The following is a 23,082-nucleotide window of genomic DNA, read 5'->3' as shown; positions in this document are numbered from 1 at the left end:
TTCTTAAAAAGATTAAAATCACAAAAAGCACTTTTAGCAATGAGTCTGCCATTTATGATTTGGTTATTTATCTTTAAGTATATCCCACTATGGGGCTGGTCCATCGCTTTTCAGAATTTTAAACCAGCATTAGGCCTGCTAGATCAAGAGTGGATCGGATTTGACCATTTTAAAACTCTATTTTCTGATCCCGATTTTTACCGTGTCCTTCGGAATACAATTGGGATGAGTACGATTAACCTCGTGTTGGGATTTGTAACAGCCATTGGCTTAGCCCTTCTCTTAAATGAAATTAGAGCTGTAAAATTTAAACGTGTTGTCCAAACCATTAGTTATATGCCCCATTTTATTTCCTGGGTTGTGGCAGCAAGCATTATTTCTTACGGTTTGTCCCTTGATAACGGGATTGTCAATATTGTTTTAATGAAATTAGGGATTATTGATAAGCCAATCCTCTGGCTCGGGAAGGGATCTTGGTTTTGGGCGATCAACGGAATCTCAGATGTCTGGAAAAACGTCGGCTGGAACACGATTATTTATCTGGCAGCGATAACGATGATTGACCCAGAGCAATATGAGGCCGCTGATATTGATGGAGCCACTAGATTACAACGGATTAGATATATTACACTTCCATCGTTAAAACCAACCATTATCATTCTATTAATCATGAATCTGGGTTATATCTTAGAATCCGGATTTGAAGCCCAATATTTACTCGGAAATCCAATGAACCTTGACTATTCGGAAAACCTTGATATCTATGTTCTGAAATATGGGATGTCGATGGGGAACTTCTCGCTTGCAACCGCTGCAGGGATTTTTAAAACTGTGGTAAGCTTCATCTTCTTATTTACAGCCAACCATATTGCGAAAAAGTTTGATCAGCCAAGGCTTTTCTAGGAGGGAACCTTATGAAACAGAGGCGATTCTTTAAGGCAACAAGACATCATTCTGGTGCGGGAGATTATATTTTCGATTTCTTTAACTATACATTTATGGTATTCCTTTGTATCGTCATGTTATATCCATTTCTCAATCAGCTGGCAGTTTCTTTGAACAGCGCTTCAGATTCTCTCAAGGGTGGAATTTTTCTCTGGCCAAGACAATTCACTTGGGCCAACTATCAGCATGTATTTGGAGAAGCTAATATATTAAATTCTTTCTTAATTGCAGTATTGAGAACAGTGATTGGTACATTGACATCGGTACTTGGAACAGCCATGGTCGCTTATACGATTAGCAGGAAAGACTTTGTATTGCAAAAATTTGTAACCATCTCCTTCGTTCTAACCATGTATTTCAGTGGAGGCTTAATTCCGAACTACTTGCTTATTAAAGAGCTAAATCTATTAGATAGTTTTTGGGTCTATATTGTCCCTGGTATCATCGGCGTATTCAATCTGATTGTGATTCGCTCTTTTATTGAGGGAATTCCTGAAAGTTTATTTGAATCAGCCAGAATCGATGGGGCAGGGGATTTTACAATCTTCTTAAAAATTGTTCTTCCATTATCGATGCCGGTGTTGGCAACCGTTTCATTGTTTGTCGCGGTGTACCAATGGAATTCATGGTTCGATGTGTTCTTATATAACTCATCAAGCCCACAACTAAGTACCTTACAGTATGAGCTGATGAGAATACTTCAGAATTCAAATGCCTCTTTGTCAGGGAAAACAGCTGTAGATGCGTTTTCCAATGCCAATGCCAGTGCTAATCAAGTATCGCCTACATCCATAAGGGCCACGATGACCATTGTAGCAAGCTTGCCGATCATTATGGTATATCCATTCCTGCAAAAATATTTTGTCAAAGGCTTAACATTGGGTGGAGTGAAAGGATGAAATGAGATCAAAAGGACTTTATTGTCCTTTTTTTCTTGAAAAAAATTAATCGTTTCAATTAGAGAAAAACAATGGATATTGATTGTAAATTCATCAGTAATTTTATAGAATATAGCATATAGTTAGTTTGTTGTGTGCATAAACAAACTAACAAACGAACTTAATTGTTAATAAAGGAGATGTCGAGATGTCCGCAAAGCTTGGCGTTGAGATTCCTTCATTTCAGAAGGTGTATGAGACCATTTTTGACATTGGTGCCGCAGTCAACCTGCGAACCATTAACACGCAGCAGAGTTTATTAGCTAACCATTTTAATAGTATTACCGCAGAAAATGATATGAAATTTGAAGGATTACAGCCTGAAGAAGGAAAATATGATTTTGAAAAGAGCGATAAATTGGCAGCGTTTGCACGTGAGCACGGTATGAAGATGCGCGGTCATACATTGGTGTGGCACAATCAAACACCTGAATGGGTTTTTCAGGATTCACAAGGAGAAAGAGTTACTAGAGACCAGTTGTTACAGCGGATGAAAGATCATATTACAACTGTGATGCAGAGATATAAGGGCCAGATTTATTGCTGGGATGTCGTCAATGAAGCGGTGACGGACGAAGGACCTGAACTTTATAGAAAAACAAACTGGCTGGACATCATCGGGGAAGATTACATAGAAAAGGCCTTTGAATTTGCCCATGCAGCCGATCCGGACGCTCTCTTATTCTACAATGATTATAATGAATGCAATTCAGGGAAACGGGAGAAGATTTATCAGCTTGTTAAGTCGTTGGTTGAAAAAGGGGTCCCCATTCACGGAGTTGGTCTTCAGGGACACTGGAACTTAACGAACCCGGGCCTAGACGAAATTCGTGCTGCAATTGAACGATATGCATCACTTGGCCTGAAGCTCCAGCTTACAGAATTAGATGTATCCGTTTTCGAATTTGAAGACAAGCGGACAGACCTGACTGAACCTACAGGGGAAATGATCGAACGGCAGACAGAAAGATATCAACAGATATTCGCATTACTTAGAGAGTATCAGGACGTTTTCACAGCCGTTACGTTCTGGGGGGCTGCCGATGATTATACTTGGTTAAGTGATTTTCCTGTAAGAGGACGTAAAAACTGGCCATTTTTATTCGACGAAAATCACCAGCCAAAGGAAGCTTTTTGGAAGGTTATTAGCTTTTAAGTGAAACAGGAGGAGAAAATCATATGCTACCATTAAATCCAAATTTACAAGGAAAAGTCGCAGTCGTTACGGGCGGCGGTGGAGTCTTATGCGGCTGCATGGCGAAAGAATTAGCCCGGCAAGGAATGAAGGTGGCGATCTTAAATCGCACCTATGAAAAGGCACTAAAAGTGACAGATGAAATAAAAAGTGTTGGTGGGGAAGCTCTCGCCATCGAATGTGATGTATTAAACGTTGAAAGCGTAAAAAGGGCAGAAGAAATCGTCTCTTCTGAATATGGAAGCTGTGACCTATTAATTAATGGGGCAGGTGGAAATCATCCAAAAGGAATTACCACAAAGGAAATCTTTGAACTAAGTGATCTTGAAAAATCAGATTTAACGACCTTTTTTGATATGACCACGGAGGGATTTGGTTATGTTTTTAATCTAAACTTTATTGGTACACTAATTCCTACTCAAATTTTCACCAAAAAAATGATTCATAATCAAGGCTCGATCATTAACATTTCTTCGATGAGTGCTCCTAGTCCAATGACAAAGGTTCCGGCGTACAGTGCAGCAAAAGCCGCAATTGAAAATTTTACACAATGGCTTGCGGTCCATTTTGCTGAGACAGGTATCCGGGTAAATGCGATTGCACCTGGGTTTTTCTTAACCGAACAAAATCGCGCATTGTTAACGAATCCAGATGGAACGAATACAGAAAGAACCAATAAAATCTTAGCCCATACACCGATGAGGCGCCTAGGAAAACCTGAAGATTTACTTGGGACTTTGCTATGGCTTGCTGATAAGGATGCAAGTGGATTCGTCACTGGCATAAGCGTGCCAGTGGATGGTGGTTTTATGTCCTATTCAGGTGTCTAAGAATTGTTTTGTCCCAAAAAAATACGAGTTTGGAAGGTTGGTAGATAAATGATTAACGTAGCCATAATTGGTACAGGTGCCATTGCGTCAGCACATATTAGAGCCTATCAACAATTTTTAGGAAGATGTAATATCGTCGCCATTTGTGATATCTTTCCTGAAAAAGCAGTAAAAAGCGCTCAGACTCACAATATAAAAGTAGATATATACAGCGATTTCAAAGAGTTGTTGCAACGTCCGGACATTGATTTGGTATCTATTTGTACCCCTCCCTATACGCATGCTGAGCTATCCATTGCCTTTTTACATGCCGGAAAGCATGTACTTGTCGAAAAACCAATGGCCTCTTCTTTAGAAGAATGTGATGCTATGAATCAGGCACAAAAGCTGAGCGGCAAGATTTTATCGGTTGTATCGCAAAACCGCTTTACCAACCCAATGATGAAGTTAAAGTCGATTCTTGATACAAAGCTGATGGGTCCAATTGTCCATACGCAGGTCGATTCCTTCTGGTGGCGGGGCTACAGTTATTATGATTTGTGGTGGCGGGGAACCTGGGAAAAAGAGGGGGGCGGCTGTACATTGAATCATGCCGTCCATCATATTGATATTTTCCATTGGATGAATGGGATGCCTGCTGACGTAACGGCGATTACAAGTAATACCTCACATGATAACGCCGAGGTGGAGGATTTGTCAGTGGCCATCTGCCGCTATCCGAATGGCAGTTTGGCGCAAATTACAAGCTCCGTTGTACATCACGGAGAAGAGCAGCAGTTAATTTTTCAAGGGAAAAATGCACGTGTCTCTGTCCCGTGGAAGGTTACTGCTTCAAAATCAAAGGAAAATGGGTTCCCGGAAAAGGATGAGGAATTAGAAGAAAAACTGCAAGCGGTATATGAGCATTTGTCCAATCTGGAATATGAGGGTCATTCCGCCCAAATTGACGATGTACTCTCGGCCATAGAAGGGAAGAAGGAAGTATTAGTAGATGGACATGAAGGAAGAAAAACGCTTGAACTAATTACAGCCATCTATCAATCTTCTAGTACAGGGCAAACAGTAAAACTTCCACTAGATGAAATGAGTCCTTTTTATACAAGGGATGGTGTTCTAAAGAACGCTACCCATTTCTATGAAAAGAAAAACCATGTCATGGGTTTTTCGGAAAATGCGATTACAACCGGCGGTAAATATGAATAACTCTTTTTGAAAGAGCCTCGAGGGTAGTCAAAGGCGCTATTGACGACCGAGCAAGAGAAAAAAGAGCCTCGAGGGTAGTCAATGAAGGCTATTGACGACCGAGCAAGAGAAAAAAGAGCCTCGAGGGTAGCCAATGGAGGCTATTGACGACCGAGCAAGAGAAAAAAGAGCATCGGGGGTAGTCAATGGAGGCTATTGACGACCGAGCAAGAGAAAAAAGAGCCATGAGGGTAGCCAATGGAGGCTATTGACGACCGAGCAAGAGAAAAAAGAACCTCGGGGGTAGTCAAGGAAGGCTATTGACTACCTAACAAGAGAAAAAAGAGCCTTGAAAGGTAGTCAAAGGACACTATTGGCGACTAAGCATGAATGTAAAAGTGGAAAAGGAGCGATAAACATGGATCGAAATGATGGGATGAATTATGCACCAAAAGGGTTGGTTAAAAAGGTTGTCGTAGAGCCGGGGGTGTTTCAATTTGCGGCCATCGGTTTAGATCATGGTCATATTTACGGGATGTGTAACGGCTTAATCGAAGCAGGAGGCCAGTTAGTGGCGGTGTATGATCCAGATCCGAAAAAAGTCCAAGGCTTTATCACAAAATATCCTGAAGCAAACATCGCTTCATCGGAAGAAGAGATTTTTTCCAATCCAGACATTAAACTAGTTGCCAGTGCCAATATTCCATCCGAGCGAGGACCATTGGGCCTCCGTGTCCTTGATCATGGCAAGCACTATTTTACCGATAAGCCTGCGTTTACCACATTGGAGCAAGTGAAACTGGCAAGAGAAAAGGTAGCAGAGACAGGTCTTAGATGGGGAATCTATTATGGTGAACGACTGCATTCTGAAAGTTCGATCTTTTCCGGACAATTAATTGAAGAAGGTGCAATCGGACGGGTAGTTCAAGTAATTGGTACGGGACCGCATCGTGCCAACCCAAAAAGCAGACCTGACTGGTTTTTCGATCCTGAATATTATGGCGGTATTCTTTGTGATATTGGCAGTCATCAAATTGAACAATTCCTGCACTTTACAGGCGCAAAAGATGCGAAGGTACTTCATAGTAAAATTGCCAACTATCATTTTAAACAGTATCCGAAGTTTCAAGATTTTGGGGATGCCACACTAGTAGCCGATAATGGGGCCACCTTCTATTTCCGCGTCGATTGGTTTACACCGGATGGTCTTGGTACATGGGGAGATGGCCGTGTCTTTATTTTAGGAACCGATGGTTATATTGAAGTACGGAAGTATATCGATATTGCCAGAGATTCCAGAGGAGACCAGCTATATCTAGTAAATCATGAAGGAGAAAAACACTTCCAACTATCAGGAAAAGTTGGCTGCCCGTTCTTTGGCGAATTCATCCTTGATTGCTTAAACGGTACAGAAAATGCCATGACCCAAGAACATACGTTAAGGGCGGCTGAATTATGTATTGAAGCCCAGGAAAAGGCGATTTGGGTAGAGACAGCAGAGTCTCCTTTAGTGACAAAAAATTAAAGTATAAATGTAGAAAGAGTTGCCTGAGAATGGCAACTCTTTCTACAAAAAGATTATTTGCTGAAAGAGGGGTAAATATGACCATTACCGTTCAACATGTTTTAGATAAATTAATAGAGCCAGTGAATAAACTTCCTAACACCGTTGACACGCTAAAGTTTGGTGATCCAAACATGGAGGTAAAAGGAATCGCTGTAACGTTTATGGCGACACAACAGGTTATTGAACAGGCAATCAAACTAGGGGTCAATTTTTTAATTACCCATGAAGGTCTATTTTACAGCCATATGGATCAAACAGTAGTGGAAGAATCCAAAGTTTATCTAGAAAAGCGCCGGCTCATTGAAGAGTCTGGAATAGCTGTCTTTCGTTTTCATGATTATATCCATAGGTATCAGCCAGATGGGATTATGGTTGGGCTGATTGAGACATTGGGTTGGAAAACCTATGTAGAAAAAAATCACCCGGCATCAACCATTGTAAAAATTCCTTCTATGTCAGTGAGGGAAATTGCTGAGTACGTAAAAGGGAAACTTGGAGTCGAGTTTGTCCGTACGGTAGGAAATTTAGAGGGAACTTGTACTCGTATCGGCTTGTTAGCCGGATATCGAGGAGGAGGGGCTTTATCTTTACCGCTCTTCGAGAAGGAGGAACTTGATTTAATTATTTCAGGAGAAGGCCCTGAGTGGGAGACTCCAGAGTTTGTAAGGGATGCTGCCTATCAAGGAAAACGAAAAGCATTAATGGTTCTAGGACATGCCGAAAGTGAAGCACCTGGTATGGAGTATTTGGCAGAATGGATCAAAACGATTTTCCCAGGGATTCCTGTTCATTTCATACCAGAAAAGCCAATTTTCCAAGTAGTTTAAAAAGCACAAATTTAAAAGATAATAAAAATATAATAGATTAATAAAAAAATTGATGGATTTTGTCTGAAACCGCTTGCACCTATAAAATAGTGGTGTTAAAATGATTATATAAACATAGTTTGTGTGACGAACAAACTATGTTTAGAAAAAAGATTCTATAGTATGTTTTAATGTAATGATACATCTAATCTAGTAAAATCAACTAACATAGTTTGTATGATATACGAACTATGTTGCAGGAAAAAGGTATTATTTTTATTCTTTCATAAGCAAAGCCGATCGGTGTAAAAGAAAAACAAAATAACAAAACAAGATAAGGAGGGAATTCATTGAAGCAAGTAGTCGAGGTATCAAAGCAAACACAAGAACTCCAAGTGCCCATTATTACCACCCCTAAAAGATCATTGGTACTAAAAGCACTAAAAAAAGATTGGCAGCTGTATTCTCTACTTGTTTTACCAATCATTTATCTCGTGATCTTCAAGTATATACCGATGATTGGTAATATTATTGCCTTTAGAAGATTTATTCCTGGAGGAAATATTTTTGGGGAAGAGTGGGTGGGTCTTCATTACTTTCAAATGTTTGTTGGTGACGCAGCCTTTTGGCAAGTATTTAAAAACACTTTAATTACGAGCAGTTTAACGTTACTTTTCTGTTTTCCTGCTCCGATTATAATTGCTTTATTGTTAAATGAAATCAAATCAAAAAGGTTCAAAAAGTTTGTTCAGACCGCTTCTTACTTACCGCACTTCCTATCAGTGGTTATTATAAGCGGAATGATTTTACAGTTAACCTCTACCAGTGGTGCAATCAATTCATTGATTCAACTCTTTGGCGGGAAACCTATCCTTTTTATGCAAGATCCGCACTGGTTTAGACCCGTATATGTTGCCTCAGAAGTTTGGCAGACGATGGGTTGGGGAGCGATTCTGTATTTAGCTGCCCTTACGAATATCGATGATTCTCTATATGAAGCAGCCAAAATTGATGGTGCAAACAGATGGAAACAAACCATTCATATTACGATTCCAGGAATTATGCCAACGGTTATTACACTATTAATTCTGAATATTGGAAACCTTATGGCGGTAGGCTTTGAAAAAATCTTATTAATCTATAACCCATTAAACTTTGAAACTTCGGATGTTATTTCTACCTATCTTTTCCGGATTGGTTTACAATCGAGCAACTTTAGTTATGCGACTGCAATTGGCTTGTTTGAATCCATCATTGGATTGACCTTAGTCTTTTCTGCCAATTTTCTATCGAAAAAGTTTACAGACAACGGTTTGTGGTAAGGGAGGAGAGACCAGTGAAGGAAACGGTACAATACAAAATATTTAAAGTTATAAATGTGCTCATCTTGTTATTAGTTATATATGTTACCTTATTTCCCTTTTTGAATGTCATTGCTCAGTCATTTAGCGGTCAGGCGGAAATTAACGCAGGTAAAGTAACCCTTATACCAAAGGGATTTAACCTTACAACCTATCAAACTATTCTGCATGACAAAACGTTCTGGACAAGCTATCGGAATACCATTGTTTATACCGTTCTAGGTACCCTGATTGCAATGGTGATGACGACCACGTTCGCCTATGTTTTGTCGAAAAAGCGGCTTATGGGTCGTAAATTCTTTACTTCAATGGCGATTTTCACGATGTTTTTTAACGGTGGATTGATACCGAACTATATCTTAATTAAAAATCTTGGCTGGACCAATACAATCTGGGCGATTGTTATCCCTGGTGCAATTAGTATCTTTAATATGCTAATCATGAAATCATTTTTCGAAGCAATGCCTGAGGAACTGGAAGAAGCCGCTTCGATTGATGGGTCGTCAACATATGGTACATTTCTAAAAATCATCTTACCGTTATCAAAGCCGATTTTAGCCACAATGGTTCTGTTCTATGCGGTGGGGAACTGGAATTCATGGTTTGGGGCATTCCTTTATTTGGATCAGTCCGACAAGTTCCCAGTGACGCTTTACTTGAGAAATCTTTTGGCGGGAGCAACATCCGGTCAATCAGCCGGTGCTACTTCTGCGGATGATTTGCAACAAATTGGCGCAAATATCAAGGCTGTAACAATGGTATTAACGGTATTGCCAATATTAATGGTTTACCCGTTTGTGCAGAAATACTTTGTTTCGGGAATCATGCTTGGATCTGTTAAACAATAACCTGGATGCAACTTATTTACATAAGTTCATTATAAAAACATTAAAAGTGGGGGAACTCCAATGGCAAAGATTTTAAAAAAGTTAGCTTTTTTAGTTGCAATTGTTACCGCTCTCAGTAGCTTATTGGCTGGATGCAGCAGTGATAAAAGCTCTAGCACAACTGCTTCAGCTCCTAAAGATAAGGGAGTTGCCATGGCAGACTATGGCGTTGGAAAAACATTTAAAGCAACAAAACCAATTTCATTTACAACGATGTACAATGATGCTGCATGGTATGCCTATAAAAAGGATTGGCTGCTATGGAGTGAAATCACAAAGAGAACGAATGTTACTTTAAAACCAACAGTTGTACCAATGAGTGATTATGCCCAAAAAAGAAGTTTATTAATTAGTTCTGGAGATGCTCCGCTCATTATCCCTAAAACATACCCAGGTCAAGAAACGCCATTTGTTTCTTCTGGTGCGATTTTGCCAATTAGTGATTACGTGAAATACATGCCTAACTACATGGATAAAGTGAAAAAATGGAACTTACAGCCTGAGATTGATAATTTAAGACAAGCTGATGGTAAATATTATGTACTCCCTGGTTTACACGAAGAGGTATGGCCAGATTACACACTAGCTGTAAGAACTGATATTTTCGAAAAGAATAATATTGCTATTCCGAAAACATGGGATGAATTTGAAGCTGCATTGAAAAAATTAAAAGAAATCTATCCTGATGTGACACCTTTCTCTGATCGTTGGAGTACATCTGGAGCAGTTAGTCCACTAGGTGCATTATTGCAATATGCGGCTCCTACCTTTGGGACTGTTGGCGGCTGGGGTACTTCAAACTATGTAACCTTTGATCAAGACAAAAATAAATTTGTATTTGCTGGTGCATCAAAAGAATATAAAGAAATGTTAACTTACTTTAATGGACTTATTAAAGAAGGATTGTTGGACAAAGAAAGCTTATCACAAAGTGACGATCAAGCGGTTCAAAAATTTGTAAACGGTAAGTCATTTGTTATTAGCAGTAACTCTCAAGAAATCGTTACGATGCGTACAAGTATGGACAAAACGCTAGGAGCAGGTAAATACTCGATTGCGAAAATCGACGTACCTGGAGGTCCAAAAGGAAACGTTATTGCTGGATCAAGATTAGAAAACGGAATCATGATTAGTGCGAAAGCTAAAGATGATCCAAACTTTAAGGCATTGCTGCAATTTATTGACTGGTTCTGGTATAGCGATGAAGGAGAAGAATTAGCTAAATGGGGCGTTGAAGGCACAACATATAAAAAGGAAAATGGTAAACGCGTTCTTCCGTCAGATATCAACTTCCTTGGCCTAAATCCTTCTGGAACGAAAGATTTACGTGTTGACTATGGATTTGGAACAGGTTCATTCGCTTACGGTGGTACAACTGATTTACTTCAATCCACAATGAGTGAAGAAGAAGTTAAATTCCAAGATAGTATGCACCAAAATAAGAAAGTATTGCCTGTAAATCCTCCATATCCAATGAGTGCAACGGATCAAGAACAAGCAACACTGATTTCGACACCATTAACGGATACAGTTAAACAAAATACAGCGAAGTTCATTTTAGGTTCACGTCCATTATCTGAGTGGAATGCTTATGTGTCTGAATTAAAAGCAAAAGGTATGGATAAATACTTAGATATGGTTAATAAAGCTTATCAAGATTATCAAAAGAAAAATAAGTAATTAGATTAAGTGATAGTGTGATGACTGCCTGTAATGCTTTTTGAAAGAATTCCAGGCAGTTGTCCAATCATTCATTAAAAAGAAATGATCATATGTGATGGTTGTGGAGAGATAGGTGACTTCTCACGTTCACAACCATTTTTCTCTATTATCACTATGAGTAATATCACAATCAAAATGAACTTGATGGGTGGATTTATTATGAGAAAAAGAGAGTTTGGTGAAGGAACCTTATTTTCAGTAACAAATTATATCTATTGGCTATTAATGACAAATATTTATTTTGTCCTTTGTAATGTTATTTTCCTATTCTTTTTTATGACGCTAGAACCTACTTTTTCCAATATTACGATTTATTTTATCGCTCTAGTCCTGACAGGCCCTTCCGTTTCAGCACTCTTTTATTCAATGGGAAAACTAATCCGGGAAAAGGAACTTTCTCCATTAAGAGATTTCTTTCACGGATATAAAATAAATTTTAAAGATACAATGCGATTTTGGCTGCCGCTTCTTCTTGTTCTATATATCCTTTTTGTTGACTTGCAATACTTTAATTCAAACCCATCAGTACTTAATCATATTTTATCAGTAGTCTTTTTCATAGGAATTATCGTTACGCTCATTTTAATGATGTATGCATTTTTAATTAATGCAGGCTTTGCATTTAGATTAAAAGATATTTGGAAACTCTCCATTTATTATAGCTTCAAAAAAGTAAAGGTTACCTTTGGGAATATTAGCATTGTTATAGTCACTTTATTTTTAACGACCATTACATCTAATTTTTTCATCCTATTTACGGCAAGTGTAGTTTGTTATGTATTTTTACTGAATAGCAGGGAAGTTCTCGAAGACTTAAAATTGAATTTTTGTAAACCGAATGAGAGTGCAAACTAACGGAGGGATAAAGAATGAAAATGGGATTTAGATGGTATGGGGAGGGAAATGATTCTGTAACCCTAAATCATATTAAACAAATACCAGGCGTAGAGACGATTGTTTGGGCGCTTCACGACATGAAGGCAGGCGCGGAATGGCCTATGAATCGAATCCAAGAGGTAAAAAAGCAAGCAGATCAATATGGTTTTAATATCGATGTCGTTGAAAGTGTAAACGTTCATGAGGATATTAAACTCGGGTTTCCCACCCGGGACCAATACATAGAAAACTATAAACGTACGATTGAAAAGCTGGCTAAAGTGGGAGTAAAGGTCATCTGTTATAACTTTATGCCTGTGTTTGATTGGATCAGGACTGATTTATATAAGGCCCATGAAGATGGTTCCACTGCTCTTTTCTATGAAACGGCAAAAGTGGATGATATCGACCCGATGGAATTGGTGAATAAAATAGCGATGAACGCTGACTTTACCATGCCCGGATGGGAACCTGAGCGCTTAGAAAATATTACGAATCTATTTGAAGCTTATAAAAATGTAACGGAAGAAGATTTATTTAAAAACCTGCAATACTTCCTTGAAGCGATTATTCCAGTGGCCGAAGAACATGATATCAAAATGGCGATTCACCCGGATGATCCACCATGGTCTGTTTTTGGCTTACCGAGGATTGTAACCAATCAGGAAAATATCCGCCGGATTTTAAAGCTTGTTGACAGTCCATACAATGGTGTCACACTTTGCAGCGGGGCATTAGGCTCACACCGCGATAATGATGTTGTCGCAATGGTCCGGGAATATGCGGATCGGATTCCGTTTGCCCATGTTCGTAATGTCAAAATCTATGAAAATGGGGATTTTATTGAAACCTCCCACCGGACTGGGGATGGTTCCGTGGATATTGTTGGAATTATGAAAGCCTATCACGACAGCGGCTATAAAGGATATATCAGACCAGATCACGGCCGGCATATCTGGGATGAGCAGTGCCGTCCCGGCTATGGCTTGTATGATCGAGCACTAGGCATTATGTATCTATTAGGAGCTTGGGATGCGCTAAATCAATAAATTAAAGAGTAATGTACCTTCACTTACTTGGCAATACACATTATTTATAATGGAGGATAACCATAATGAAGAGCACAATCGACAATACGGAATACAATCTAACTGAACAATACAAAGTCAATCACAAAGAGAGCTATGCCGCATGGCTTCAATACAAAAAGATAGGTGAAGCAGGATTGGTGAAAGAGTATCAAAAATGGGCTTCCAATATCGAAAGCCTCGCAGATTCCATCGTGATCCAATCTGCACAAAATGAGCTTAATACAGCTTTTTCTTCGATGCTCGACATACAACCAAAAATTTCTTCTGGCAGCAGACCTAAAAATCGCATTGTTTTAGCTTCAAAGAAGGAACTAAATTTGCTAGACAAAATGGACGTTGATTTTGATTCAATCAATGAAGATGGTTATATGATCAAGACTGTCACCACCGATGAAAATAGCACGATTTATTTACTAGGAAAAAGAGATGCAGGCGTATTATATGCCGCTTTTCATCTATTAAGGCTGATGCAGAATCAAGAGAAATTAGATCATTTAAACATTGTGGAATCCCCTAAGAATCAATTAAGGATGATTAACCAGTGGGATAACATGGATGGAAGTATTGAACGCGGTTATGCTGGTAAATCTATTTTTTATAAGGACGATGTTTTTTCAGATGAACTAAATCGTATTCAAGATTATGCAAGATTGCTATCTTCCGTAGGGATCAATGCCATCGCCATTAATAATGTAAATGTTCACCAAGTGGAAACCAACCTGATCACTGCTAGCTTACTTTCACATGTAGCAGAGGTTGCCAGTATTTTTAGAGCTTACGGTATTAAAACATTCCTAAGTATTAATTATGCAAGTACGATTCAATTGGGTGATTTGGACACGGCAGACCCGTTAGATCCGGAAGTGAAAGAATGGTGGAAAAATAAAGCGAAAGAAATCTACCGCTTTATCCCTGATTTTGGAGGATTCCTTGTTAAAGCAGACTCAGAACACCGGCCAGGTCCATTTACATATAACCGTAACCATGCGGACGGGGCCAATATGCTCGCCGAAGCCTTAGATCCATTTGGCGGTTTAGTTATTTGGAGATGCTTCGTCTATAACTGCCTGCAAGACTGGCGTGATCGCTCAACAGACCGGGCGAGAGCTGCATATGACCATTTTAAACCACTAGACGGACAATTCCATGAGAATGTAATCTTGCAAATTAAAAATGGACCAATGGATTTCCAAGTGCGTGAGGCCGTTTCCCCGTTATTTGGAGCGATGCCGCAGACGAATCAAATGATGGAGTTTCAAGTCACCCAAGAATACACAGGACAGCAAAGACATCTTTGTTACCTCGTTCCCCAGTGGAAGGAAATTCTGGATTTTGACACCTATGCAAATGGAGAAGGCTCACCGGTTAAGAGTGTTGTCGATGGTTCAACGTTCCCATACCGTTATTCTGGTATCGCAGCTGTATCAAATATTGGTAATGACTACAATTGGACGGGGCATACGTTGGCGCAAGCAAACCTATATGGCTTTGGCCGTTTAACCTGGAACCCTGACCTTGACGCAGAGACGATCACAAATGAATGGATAGGCCAAACCTTTGGAAAAGATGAACTAGTCCACGAAAAAATCAGTCACATGCTTTTGAAATCATGGGAAATTTATGAGCATTATACCTCACCGCTTGGAGTAGGCTGGATGGTAAATCCGCATCATCACTATGGACCAAATGTTGATGGTTATGAATATTCGGTGTGGGGCACATATCATTTTGCTGATTGTCATGGCATTGGCGTCGACCGAACAATAAAAACAGGCACGGGTTATACAGCCCAGTATTTTAAAGAGAATACGGAAATGTACGAATCACTTGAAACATGTCCGGATGAATTGTTATTGTTCTTCCACCATGTGCCATATACACATCCATTGAAATCGGGTGTTACGGTAATTCAGCATATCTACAATACTCACTTTGAAGGCGTACAAGAGGCAGAGGAATTAAAGGAAAGATGGACAACGTTAAAGGGATGCATTGATTCCGAGCGATATGAAGATATATTAACTAGATTAGAAGAGCAAGTAACCCATTCAAAAGAGTGGCGCGATATCATTAACACTTATTTTTATAGAAAATCCGGAATTGCAGATGAGCAAAATAGAAAAATCTATTAGGAGGGTCCGTAAAGTGCCGACTGTTACCAATCCAATATTGCCGGGTTTTAACCCGGATCCTTCCATTTTAAGAGTAGAGGATGATTATTATATTGCAACCTCTACTTTCGAATGGTTTCCCGGAGTCCAAATCCATCACTCAAGAGATTTGAAGAATTGGAGATTACTTACCCATCCATTAACGGAAAAAAGTCAATTGGATATGGCAGGAAACCCTGATTCTGGCGGCGTATGGGCCCCTTGTTTAAGCTACGATAATGGTACGTTTTACTTAATCTATACCGATGTGAAAAGTCATATTGGACCATTTAAAGACACCCACAATTATCTGATCACTGCAAACGACATTATGGGTCCATGGTCAGAACCCATCTACTTAAATAGCAGCGGGTTTGACCCATCCCTTTATCATGATGAAGATGGGACAAAATGGCTGGTCAATATGGTGTGGGATCACCGGAAAAATAAAAATTCCTTTGGGGGCATCTTACTCCAGGAATATTCTCTAGAAGAAAAGAGATTGATAGGACCCATCCACAATATCTTTAGAGGAACAACACTGGGATTAACAGAGGCACCACATTTATATAAGCATAATGGCTATTATTATCTAATGACAGCGGAAGGGGGAACAAGGTACGAGCATGCGGTAACAGTAGCACGCTCGGAATCTCTATTTGGACCCTATGAAGTGGATCCATTAGGACCGATCTTAACTTCCGCTGAAAAACCGGAGCTTGAACTACAAAAGGCAGGGCATGCCAGCATTGTTCACACCCAAACGAATGAGTTGTATTTGGTGCATCTTACAGGACGCCCTCTAAGACCATCGATGAACTGCAATCTTGGCAGGGAAACAGCTATTCAGAAAGGTGTTTGGACGGAGGATGGCTGGCTGCGGCTTGCTAATGGCAGCAATAGTCCAGAGGCAAGTGTCGAACTCCCATCTTTACCTGATCACCCATTTGAAGGGGAGCCAGAAACTGATCATTTCGATGGCGAAGAATTAAGCATTCATTTGAATTCCCTTCGGGTACCATTTACAGAAGAATGGGTTTCTGTAAAAGAAAGACCAGGTTATTTAAGATTAAAAGGCAGGGAATCGTTTAGTTCTGCACATAGACAAAGCTTGATCGCCCGCAGGCAGCAAGCCTTTTCGATAACAGCTGAGACCGTTGTCGAGTTTGAGCCGGAAACTTTTCAGCAGATGGCGGGGCTTGTTTACTATTACAATAGCCGAAATTTCTATTATCTATGGATTAGTCATGACGAGGAGCTAGGAAAATGCATCGGAATTATGGCAAGTGACCGAGGTGAATACTCCGAACCTCAAGAAACACAGATACCAATAGAAGGCTGGGACCGAGTGTTTTTAAAAGCTGAGATTCATTTTGCGGAGCTGCAATTTTATTACTCCCAAGACGGTGCTAATTGGATAAAAATCGGCCCAGTGTTAGATGCCAGTATAATTTCAGATGATAATGTTGAGTTGAAAAAGGGTGGCACGCTGCTCGATCAGGGTTTTACAGGTGCATTTATTGGCCTTTGTGCTCAAGATTTGAGCGGCAGGAGAAAACATGCCGATTTTGATTATTTCAAATACAGCGAACGAGATCATAAAGAATAGGAACAATGGGAGGAGAAAAAAGGATATGTCAGCAGGTTTGATGGATGCCGCAGTAATGAGTAAACCATTGGATATTGAAGTGAAGCAAATAAATATTCCAGTACCAAAAGCAGATGAAGCACTAATAAAAGTATATTGCATTGGTGTTTGTGGTTCGGATGTCCATTATTATGAGCACGGTAAAATTGGCCGTTATGAGGTAAAAGAGCCTATCATTTTAGGACATGAACTAGCAGGGGAAGTGGTTCAGGTCGGAGAATCGGTTACAAATGTCACAATCGGTGACAGAGTGGCCGTAGAGCCAGGGGTAACTTGTGGTAGATGTGATTATTGTAAATCTGGGAGATACAACTTATGTCCGGATGTTGTGTTTCTTGCCACTCCTCCGGTTGACGGAGCCTGGGCTGAGTACATTACGATCCGAAGTGATATGCTGTTCAAATTGCCGGAAACTATGAGCTATGAAGAGGGATCGCTTCTTGAGCCATTATCAGTAGGATTCCATGCCATGAATCGCGGCAGGGTTACCCAAGCTGACCGCGTTTTTATTAGTGGACTCGGTCCGATTGGTCTTTTAGCCATTCAAGCCGCTAAAATGTTTGGTGTTACGGAGATTTATGCGAGTGACGTTGTTCCATTTCGTAGAGAGTTAGCTCTGGAAATGGGCGTAACAGCTGTAATTGATCCTTTAAATGAAGACGTGAAAGAGCGGATTCAAGAACTAACAGATGGAAAGGGGATCACAGTGGTTGTGGAATCATCGGGTAATCAAAGGGCTGTATCGGATACGGTAAAAGTTGTTAACCGGGGCGGCAGAATTGTTTTGGTTGGAATGCCGACGACTAATGAAATTCCCCTTGATATCAATCAGTTAATTGATGGAGAAATTGATGTTTATGGTCTCTTCCGATATGCCAACACCTATCCTGCTGCCATTCAGGCATTAGGGAAATCTGATTCTAATATTGAAAAGATTATCACTCACAAATATGCCCTTTCTGAAATAAAAGAAGCAGTTGAAATGGCGAGAACTCAGAAGGATACGAGTATCAAGATTATGATCTACCCAGATAAGGAAAATGTATAAGCTAACGTAACCATTATATATCTTGAAATGAGGGGACCTTATGGCTAATAAAGATCAAATTGCAGAGAAAAATGTACTCGGTACCAATGTAATAGCTCAAATTGGAATTCTTGTTCATGATATTGAAAAAACCAGTCAAGCTTATGCTGATTTCTTTGGAGTGGAAAATCCGGGCTGGAGTCTTACTGACACAGTAGATAAAGCAGAAACTCAATATAAAGGGGATTCGACGGAAGCACGTGCAAAACTGGCCTTCTTTGATATGGGTTCACTCCAACTAGAATTAATTGAACCAGACCAGCATCCAAGTACATGGAGGGAGTATCTCGATGAGCATGGAGAAGGTCCGCATCATATTGCTTTCATTATAAAAGGGCTGAAAGAGAAAATTAATCTGATGGAAAGAAACCAAATGCCGTTAATGCAAAAAGGTGAGTACTCAGGAGGAAGGTATGCATACATGGATACCTTTAAGGATTTAAAAATTATCTTAGAGCTTTTAGAAAATGATCATTAAAAAGATGATTTCCCTTTTCTATTAAATGATTAATAGTTAATCTTAGGCAGGTGAATGGAATATGAGGATTTTAATTACAGGTGCCAATAGAGGCCTAGGGTTAGCGCTTGCCCAAATTGGGGCAGAAAGAGGCCATCATATAGTTGCAGGGGTTAGAGATGCAGAGCAGGGAAAGGAAAAATTTTCAGAACTTGAATTCTCAAAGTCTATTTCTATCGTTCCATTAGATGTAACAAAAGAAGATTCTGTATTACATGCTGCCAATTTTGTAAAGGATCAATTTGGTACGGTCGACGCCATTATTAATAATGCAGGTATCCTGCTGGAACGTGATAAAAAGATTGAGGAATTGGACCTCGAACAGGTCCAGTTATCCTTTGATGTGAATCTGTTCGGCCCGATGAGAGTCGTGAAACACTTCCTTCCTTATATTATTATTGGGGGACAGTTCGTCCATTATCAATATCTCATCTGAAGCAGGGAGTTTTGAAAACGCTTATGGCGGAGATTATGCTTATGCAGCGTCTAAAACAGCCCTTAATATGTTCTCGCAGCAATTAAACCAATATGTTAATGGTAAAAATATTCAGGTTTATGCTGTCCATCCTGGCTGGATCAAGACAGATATGGGTGGAAGTAATGCCCCAGGAAATCCTATTGATACGGCAAAAGGAATATTCAATCTCGTTGAAACAAGACTCACGGTAGAAAGTAAATATGTTTTTATCAATCATGAAGGAAAACCAATGGCAATCTAATAATTTTAGAGCTGGCTGAAAAAAGTCAGCTCTCTTTAAAATTTCAGCCCAATACACGTTCCTAAAGGCACTGCATAATAAGAGGTGAGTAAATCAAATATGAATAATAAAATACTTTTTAATGATGGATGGGAATTTGCCAAAAGCGGCCTAGATGTGAGGGATAGCTCTGCTTTGACTTTTGAGCCTGTTGATTTGCCACATGACTGGCTTATCTATAATTCACTGAATCTTTATGAAAACAGTATCGGCTGGTATCGTAAGAGATTTAACTTTTCTAAAGAAGAAGAGCAGATTCTCTTGTGCTTTGATGGCGTTTATATGGATTCTTCTCTTTTTGTGAATAAACAGTTTGCAGGAGAATGGAAATACGGATATTCATCCTTTGAACATGATATTACAGACTTCCTCGTTGAAGGAAAAAATGAAATTCTAGTCAAAGTCGTGCATCAAAGTCCAAATAGCCGATGGTACTCAGGTGCCGGCATTTATCGGAATGTCTGGCTAAAAACAAGAGAGGTCAACCATATTGTAACGGATGGAATCTATATCACAACAAAACAGAACGAGGATGGCTGGCAGGTTGAAGTTGACACAGAAATCAACCTCAATGAAGACGTACAACTCTCGCATACGATAATGTTTAAAGATACAATCATTGCTGCTTCTTCAGAGAAGATTGTCGCAGACAGTGACTCCAGATTACATAATCAACAAAGGCTATTTGTAGAAAATCCGGCTGTATGGTGTATGGACGAGCCAAACCTTTATCAGCTAATCACTCAATTAAAGCTAGTTAAAACAAATGAAGAAATCGAATTCGTCACTCAAAATATTGGGTTCCGTACGATTACCCTTGACCCCGAACAAGGTTTTAAATTAAACGGTAAAAAGATGAAATTAAATGGGGTTTGTGAGCATCATGATTTAGGGGCCTTAGGAGCCGCTTTTAATAAAACAGCCTTAAAGAGAAGGTTTGATATATTAAAAGAAATGGGTGTTAATGCCATCCGAACAGCCCACAATATGCCGGCCAAAGATTGGATGGACTTAGCCGATGAGATGGGGTTCCTGATTGTCTCGGAAGCTTTTGATATGTGGGAAAGATCCAAAACAACTTATGATTACGCACGATTTTTTAAGACTTGGGCGACTAAAGATTTAAAAAGCTGGGTCATGCGTGACCGGAATCATCCGAGTCTCTTAATGTGGAGTATTGGAAATGAAATTTATGATACCCATGCAGATGAAAGAGGGCAAAAAGTAACAAGTATGCTCATGGATGAGGTACGAAAATATGACCCAAAAGAAAATGCCAAGATCACCATCGGATCGAATTATATGCCATGGGAAAATGCTCAAAAATGCGCCGATCTGGTGAAGGTTGCCGGCTATAACTATGCAGAAAAATATTATCAAAAACATCACGACGAACATCCAGATTGGATCATCTATGGCAGTGAGACTGCCTCTGTCGTCCAAAGCAGGGGAATCTATCATTTCCCGTTTGAAAAGTCGATTCTGGCAGATGATGACGAACAATGTTCCGCCCTTGGAAATAGTTCAACGAGCTGGGGGGCAAAGTCAGCAGAGGCCTGTATTCTAGCCGAGAGGGATACACCTTTCTCACTTGGCCAATTTATTTGGACAGGGTTTGATTATATCGGGGAACCTACACCGTACCATACGAAGAACTCTTATTTTGGTCAGATTGATACGGCTACTTTTAAGAAGGATTCCTATTACATTTATCAATCAGCATGGACAGATTACAAGACAAAGCCGATGGTGCATATTTTGCCTTATTGGGATTTTAATAAAGGACAAATGATTGATGTACGAGTCTGTTCGAATGCACCGAAAATTGAACTTCAATTCAATGGAACGACAATTGGAACTCATGAAATTGACCATGAACATGGGACACAGCTTGTTGGCTGGTGGAAGATTCCTTACGAAGAAGGGGAATTAAAAGCGATTGCCTATGACGAAGCAGGCAGCATCATTGCAACAGATATTAAAAAATCATTTGGAGATGCAAAAAACATCAGTTTGAACGCGGATAAGAAACAGCTAATCGCAAATGGTACAGACTTAATTTTTGTCGAAATTAGCATGGAAGATGAGAATGGCACTCCAGTGGAGAATGCCAACAATCGGGTGCGTGTGGATGTGACCGGAGCTGGCCGCTTGATGGGCCTTGATAATGGGGACAGCACCGACTATGACCAGTATAAAGGGGTAAGCAGAAGATTATTCAGTGGCAAGCTAATGGCCATCATCGGAGCGATACTAGAACCCGGAACGATTCAGCTTGAAGTTTCTTCCGAAGGTTTAGAAAGCCGGAAAGTAGAATTTGAGGCTTTACCAGTAAAAGATGACCCAGTCGAAGGGATTTCTGCAGATACGAGGAACCAGGACCTGCCGATTGTTATGGGCATGAGCGAAGATATCCCTCTTCGTAAGATTGAAATCATCAGCGAAGACGGACAAGTGTTTGATGCATCACAAAAAGAGAGAATTGTTCGAGCAAGATTTTTCCCAGAAAATACTTCTTACCGTGAAGTAGAGTGGAGCGTAGTCAATGAAACTGGGATTGAGTCGAATATTGCCGTAGTAGAAGCGTTTGGCCAGGAAGCAAAGATTACAGCATTAGGAGACGGGGAATTCCGTGTTCGTTGTACCAGTAAGAATGGTACGGACAAATCGAAATTAATCTCTCAGCTGGAATTTACGGTAGAGAGTCTTGGCACTGCCTATAAGGATCCTTATGGATTTATCTCTGCAGGACTCTATGATTATAGTAAAGGCGAAGTTGGAAACGGAAACGAAAGAGGAGTTGCTACTGCTAGAGATGGTGAAACACAGGTAGGTTTTCGAGGAATTGACTTTGGAACGTATGGTTCAGATACGATAACGATTCCGATTTTTGCCTTATCAAGCGAAGAGTATTCCTTGCAGATTTGGGAAGGAATTCCTGATGAAGCTGGAAGCGAATTAATAGCGGATGTCATCTATCAAAAAGAATCCAAGTGGAATGTCTATCAAGAAGAAACGTATCGCTTGTCCAAAAGACTTCGAGGCATTACTTCCATTTGTTTTGTCCTCGATAAGAAGGTCCATATTAAAGGATTTTCTTTTGAAAAGAAGAATAGAGCCTTTGAAAGAAATCTCGCTGCCGAAAGTGACCATATCTATGGGGATACGTTTACAGTAAAAGAAAATAACGTTAAAGGAATCGGAAACAATGTTTCACTAGAGTTTGAACAGCTGGATTTTACCAGTGAAGGGTCTATGAAACTTGTGATTTTTGGCAGGTCGCCGATTGACAAAAATACCATTCATATTCGCTTTGCAAACGAAGCAGGTGAATCCAATCAACTCGTCGAATTTACGCAATCGGATAACTATGAAGAGCGAGTTTTTGAAATGGAAAGAATCACTGGAATACAAAAAGTGACCTTTATCTTCCTGCCGGGAAGCAATTTTGATTTTGGCTGGTTCCGTTTTGAAAGATAGAGTATTACTCACTCGAATTTTTTAGTAAGTCATTTTAATGGA

The 23,082-nt window shown here is 39.8% G+C and carries 19 protein-coding genes; all 19 read left to right on the top strand.

Annotated features, from left to right (window positions below; genetic code table 11):
- The first annotated feature begins 39 nt into the window (after positions 1 to 39).
- The gene (locus AAHB15_RS12620) at positions 40 to 903 is read left to right on the top strand and encodes an ABC transporter permease (RefSeq protein WP_342042576.1); all 864 of its coding nucleotides are present in this window, start codon (positions 40 to 42) and stop codon (positions 901 to 903) included.
- Between the two features lie 11 nt (positions 904 to 914).
- Positions 915 to 1,844 (top strand): carbohydrate ABC transporter permease, encoded by a 930-nt coding sequence (locus AAHB15_RS12615; RefSeq protein ID WP_342042494.1) that lies wholly within the window; start codon positions 915 to 917, stop codon positions 1,842 to 1,844.
- 187 nt (positions 1,845 to 2,031) lie between these two features.
- The gene (locus AAHB15_RS12610) at positions 2,032 to 3,039 is read left to right on the top strand and encodes an endo-1,4-beta-xylanase (RefSeq protein ID WP_342042493.1); all 1,008 of its coding nucleotides are present in this window, start codon (positions 2,032 to 2,034) and stop codon (positions 3,037 to 3,039) included.
- 23 nt (positions 3,040 to 3,062) lie between these two features.
- Positions 3,063 to 3,908, top strand: a complete 846-nt coding sequence (locus AAHB15_RS12605) for an SDR family oxidoreductase (RefSeq protein WP_342042492.1) — start codon at positions 3,063 to 3,065, stop codon at positions 3,906 to 3,908.
- A 48-nt stretch (positions 3,909 to 3,956) separates the two neighbouring features.
- Positions 3,957 to 5,111 (top strand): Gfo/Idh/MocA family protein, encoded by a 1,155-nt coding sequence (locus tag AAHB15_RS12600; protein ID WP_335573283.1) that lies wholly within the window; start codon positions 3,957 to 3,959, stop codon positions 5,109 to 5,111.
- 397 nt (positions 5,112 to 5,508) lie between these two features.
- Positions 5,509 to 6,615, top strand: coding sequence for a Gfo/Idh/MocA family protein (locus AAHB15_RS12595; protein ID WP_342042491.1), 1,107 nt, complete (start codon positions 5,509 to 5,511; stop codon positions 6,613 to 6,615).
- Positions 6,616 to 6,692: 77 nt separating this feature from the next.
- The gene (locus AAHB15_RS12590) at positions 6,693 to 7,484 is read left to right on the top strand and encodes a Nif3-like dinuclear metal center hexameric protein (RefSeq protein WP_342042575.1); all 792 of its coding nucleotides are present in this window, start codon (positions 6,693 to 6,695) and stop codon (positions 7,482 to 7,484) included.
- A gap of 374 nt (positions 7,485 to 7,858) precedes the next feature.
- Complete coding sequence (locus AAHB15_RS12585; protein WP_342042574.1) at positions 7,859 to 8,785, top strand: ABC transporter permease; 927 nt, start codon at positions 7,859 to 7,861, stop codon at positions 8,783 to 8,785.
- A 14-nt stretch (positions 8,786 to 8,799) separates the two neighbouring features.
- Complete coding sequence (locus tag AAHB15_RS12580; protein WP_335573280.1) at positions 8,800 to 9,672, top strand: carbohydrate ABC transporter permease; 873 nt, start codon at positions 8,800 to 8,802, stop codon at positions 9,670 to 9,672.
- Between the two features lie 60 nt (positions 9,673 to 9,732).
- The gene (locus AAHB15_RS12575) at positions 9,733 to 11,391 is read left to right on the top strand and encodes an ABC transporter substrate-binding protein (RefSeq protein ID WP_335573279.1); all 1,659 of its coding nucleotides are present in this window, start codon (positions 9,733 to 9,735) and stop codon (positions 11,389 to 11,391) included.
- A 201-nt stretch (positions 11,392 to 11,592) separates the two neighbouring features.
- On the top strand, positions 11,593 to 12,288 hold the full coding sequence (locus tag AAHB15_RS12570; RefSeq protein ID WP_335573278.1) for a YesL family protein: 696 nt from the start codon (positions 11,593 to 11,595) through the stop codon (positions 12,286 to 12,288).
- Between the two features lie 14 nt (positions 12,289 to 12,302).
- A complete protein-coding gene (gene uxuA / locus AAHB15_RS12565; RefSeq protein ID WP_342042490.1) occupies positions 12,303 to 13,358 on the top strand; it encodes a mannonate dehydratase in 1,056 nt (351 codons plus the stop codon).
- A gap of 65 nt (positions 13,359 to 13,423) precedes the next feature.
- The gene (locus AAHB15_RS12560; protein WP_342042489.1) at positions 13,424 to 15,532 is read left to right on the top strand and encodes an alpha-glucuronidase family glycosyl hydrolase; all 2,109 of its coding nucleotides are present in this window, start codon (positions 13,424 to 13,426) and stop codon (positions 15,530 to 15,532) included.
- Positions 15,533 to 15,545: 13 nt separating this feature from the next.
- Positions 15,546 to 17,159: a glycoside hydrolase family 43 protein gene (locus tag AAHB15_RS12555; protein ID WP_342042488.1), complete on the top strand. Its 1,614-nt coding sequence runs from the start codon at positions 15,546 to 15,548 to the stop codon at positions 17,157 to 17,159.
- A 25-nt stretch (positions 17,160 to 17,184) separates the two neighbouring features.
- Positions 17,185 to 18,246 carry an NAD(P)-dependent alcohol dehydrogenase gene (locus tag AAHB15_RS12550; protein WP_342042487.1) on the top strand — a complete coding sequence of 354 codons (1,062 nt, stop codon included), beginning with the start codon at positions 17,185 to 17,187 and terminating at the stop codon, positions 18,244 to 18,246.
- A gap of 40 nt (positions 18,247 to 18,286) precedes the next feature.
- A complete protein-coding gene (locus AAHB15_RS12545; RefSeq protein ID WP_335573273.1) occupies positions 18,287 to 18,763 on the top strand; it encodes a VOC family protein in 477 nt (158 codons plus the stop codon).
- A gap of 61 nt (positions 18,764 to 18,824) precedes the next feature.
- Positions 18,825 to 19,238, top strand: a complete 414-nt coding sequence (locus AAHB15_RS12540) for an SDR family NAD(P)-dependent oxidoreductase (RefSeq protein WP_342042486.1) — start codon at positions 18,825 to 18,827, stop codon at positions 19,236 to 19,238.
- On the top strand, positions 19,201 to 19,521 hold the full coding sequence (locus AAHB15_RS12535) for an SDR family NAD(P)-dependent oxidoreductase (RefSeq protein ID WP_342042485.1): 321 nt from the start codon (positions 19,201 to 19,203) through the stop codon (positions 19,519 to 19,521). Before AAHB15_RS12540 ends, AAHB15_RS12535 begins: the two co-directional genes overlap by 38 nt.
- Positions 19,522 to 19,620: 99 nt before the next feature.
- Entirely contained in the window at positions 19,621 to 23,040 is a 3,420-nt protein-coding gene (locus tag AAHB15_RS12530) for a glycoside hydrolase family 2 TIM barrel-domain containing protein (protein ID WP_342042484.1), read from the top strand.
- Positions 23,041 to 23,082 lie beyond the last annotated feature (42 nt).

This window comes from Bacillus sp. OTU2372 (genome assembly GCF_038440275.1).
Taxonomy (GTDB): Bacteria; Bacillota; Bacilli; order Bacillales; family Cytobacillaceae; genus Neobacillus; species Neobacillus bataviensis_B.
Note: the sequence above shows the minus strand (reverse complement) of the source record. Positions and strands in the feature narration are given on the sequence as shown.

Excerpts from the sequence above, each read along its gene's own strand:
- AAHB15_RS12575 (WP_335573279.1), top strand. The coding sequence starts at position 9,733 with ATGGCAAAGATTTTAAAAAAGTTAGCTTTTTTAGTTGCAATTGTTACC.
- AAHB15_RS12540 (WP_342042486.1), top strand. The coding sequence starts at position 18,825 with ATGAGGATTTTAATTACAGGTGCCAATAGAGGCCTAGGGTTAGCGCTT.
- AAHB15_RS12600 (WP_335573283.1), top strand. The coding sequence starts at position 3,957 with ATGATTAACGTAGCCATAATTGGTACAGGTGCCATTGCGTCAGCACAT.
- AAHB15_RS12545 (WP_335573273.1), top strand. The coding sequence starts at position 18,287 with ATGGCTAATAAAGATCAAATTGCAGAGAAAAATGTACTCGGTACCAAT.
- AAHB15_RS12610 (WP_342042493.1), top strand. The coding sequence starts at position 2,032 with ATGTCCGCAAAGCTTGGCGTTGAGATTCCTTCATTTCAGAAGGTGTAT.
- AAHB15_RS12615 (WP_342042494.1), top strand. The coding sequence starts at position 915 with ATGAAACAGAGGCGATTCTTTAAGGCAACAAGACATCATTCTGGTGCG.
- AAHB15_RS12605 (WP_342042492.1), top strand. The coding sequence starts at position 3,063 with ATGCTACCATTAAATCCAAATTTACAAGGAAAAGTCGCAGTCGTTACG.
- AAHB15_RS12530 (WP_342042484.1), top strand. The coding sequence starts at position 19,621 with ATGAATAATAAAATACTTTTTAATGATGGATGGGAATTTGCCAAAAGC.
- uxuA (WP_342042490.1), top strand. The coding sequence starts at position 12,303 with ATGAAAATGGGATTTAGATGGTATGGGGAGGGAAATGATTCTGTAACC.
- AAHB15_RS12560 (WP_342042489.1), top strand. The coding sequence starts at position 13,424 with ATGAAGAGCACAATCGACAATACGGAATACAATCTAACTGAACAATAC.
- AAHB15_RS12590 (WP_342042575.1), top strand. The coding sequence starts at position 6,693 with ATGACCATTACCGTTCAACATGTTTTAGATAAATTAATAGAGCCAGTG.
- AAHB15_RS12595 (WP_342042491.1), top strand. The coding sequence starts at position 5,509 with ATGGATCGAAATGATGGGATGAATTATGCACCAAAAGGGTTGGTTAAA.
- AAHB15_RS12620 (WP_342042576.1), top strand. The coding sequence starts at position 40 with ATGAGTCTGCCATTTATGATTTGGTTATTTATCTTTAAGTATATCCCA.
- AAHB15_RS12570 (WP_335573278.1), top strand. The coding sequence starts at position 11,593 with ATGAGAAAAAGAGAGTTTGGTGAAGGAACCTTATTTTCAGTAACAAAT.
- AAHB15_RS12550 (WP_342042487.1), top strand. The coding sequence starts at position 17,185 with ATGTCAGCAGGTTTGATGGATGCCGCAGTAATGAGTAAACCATTGGAT.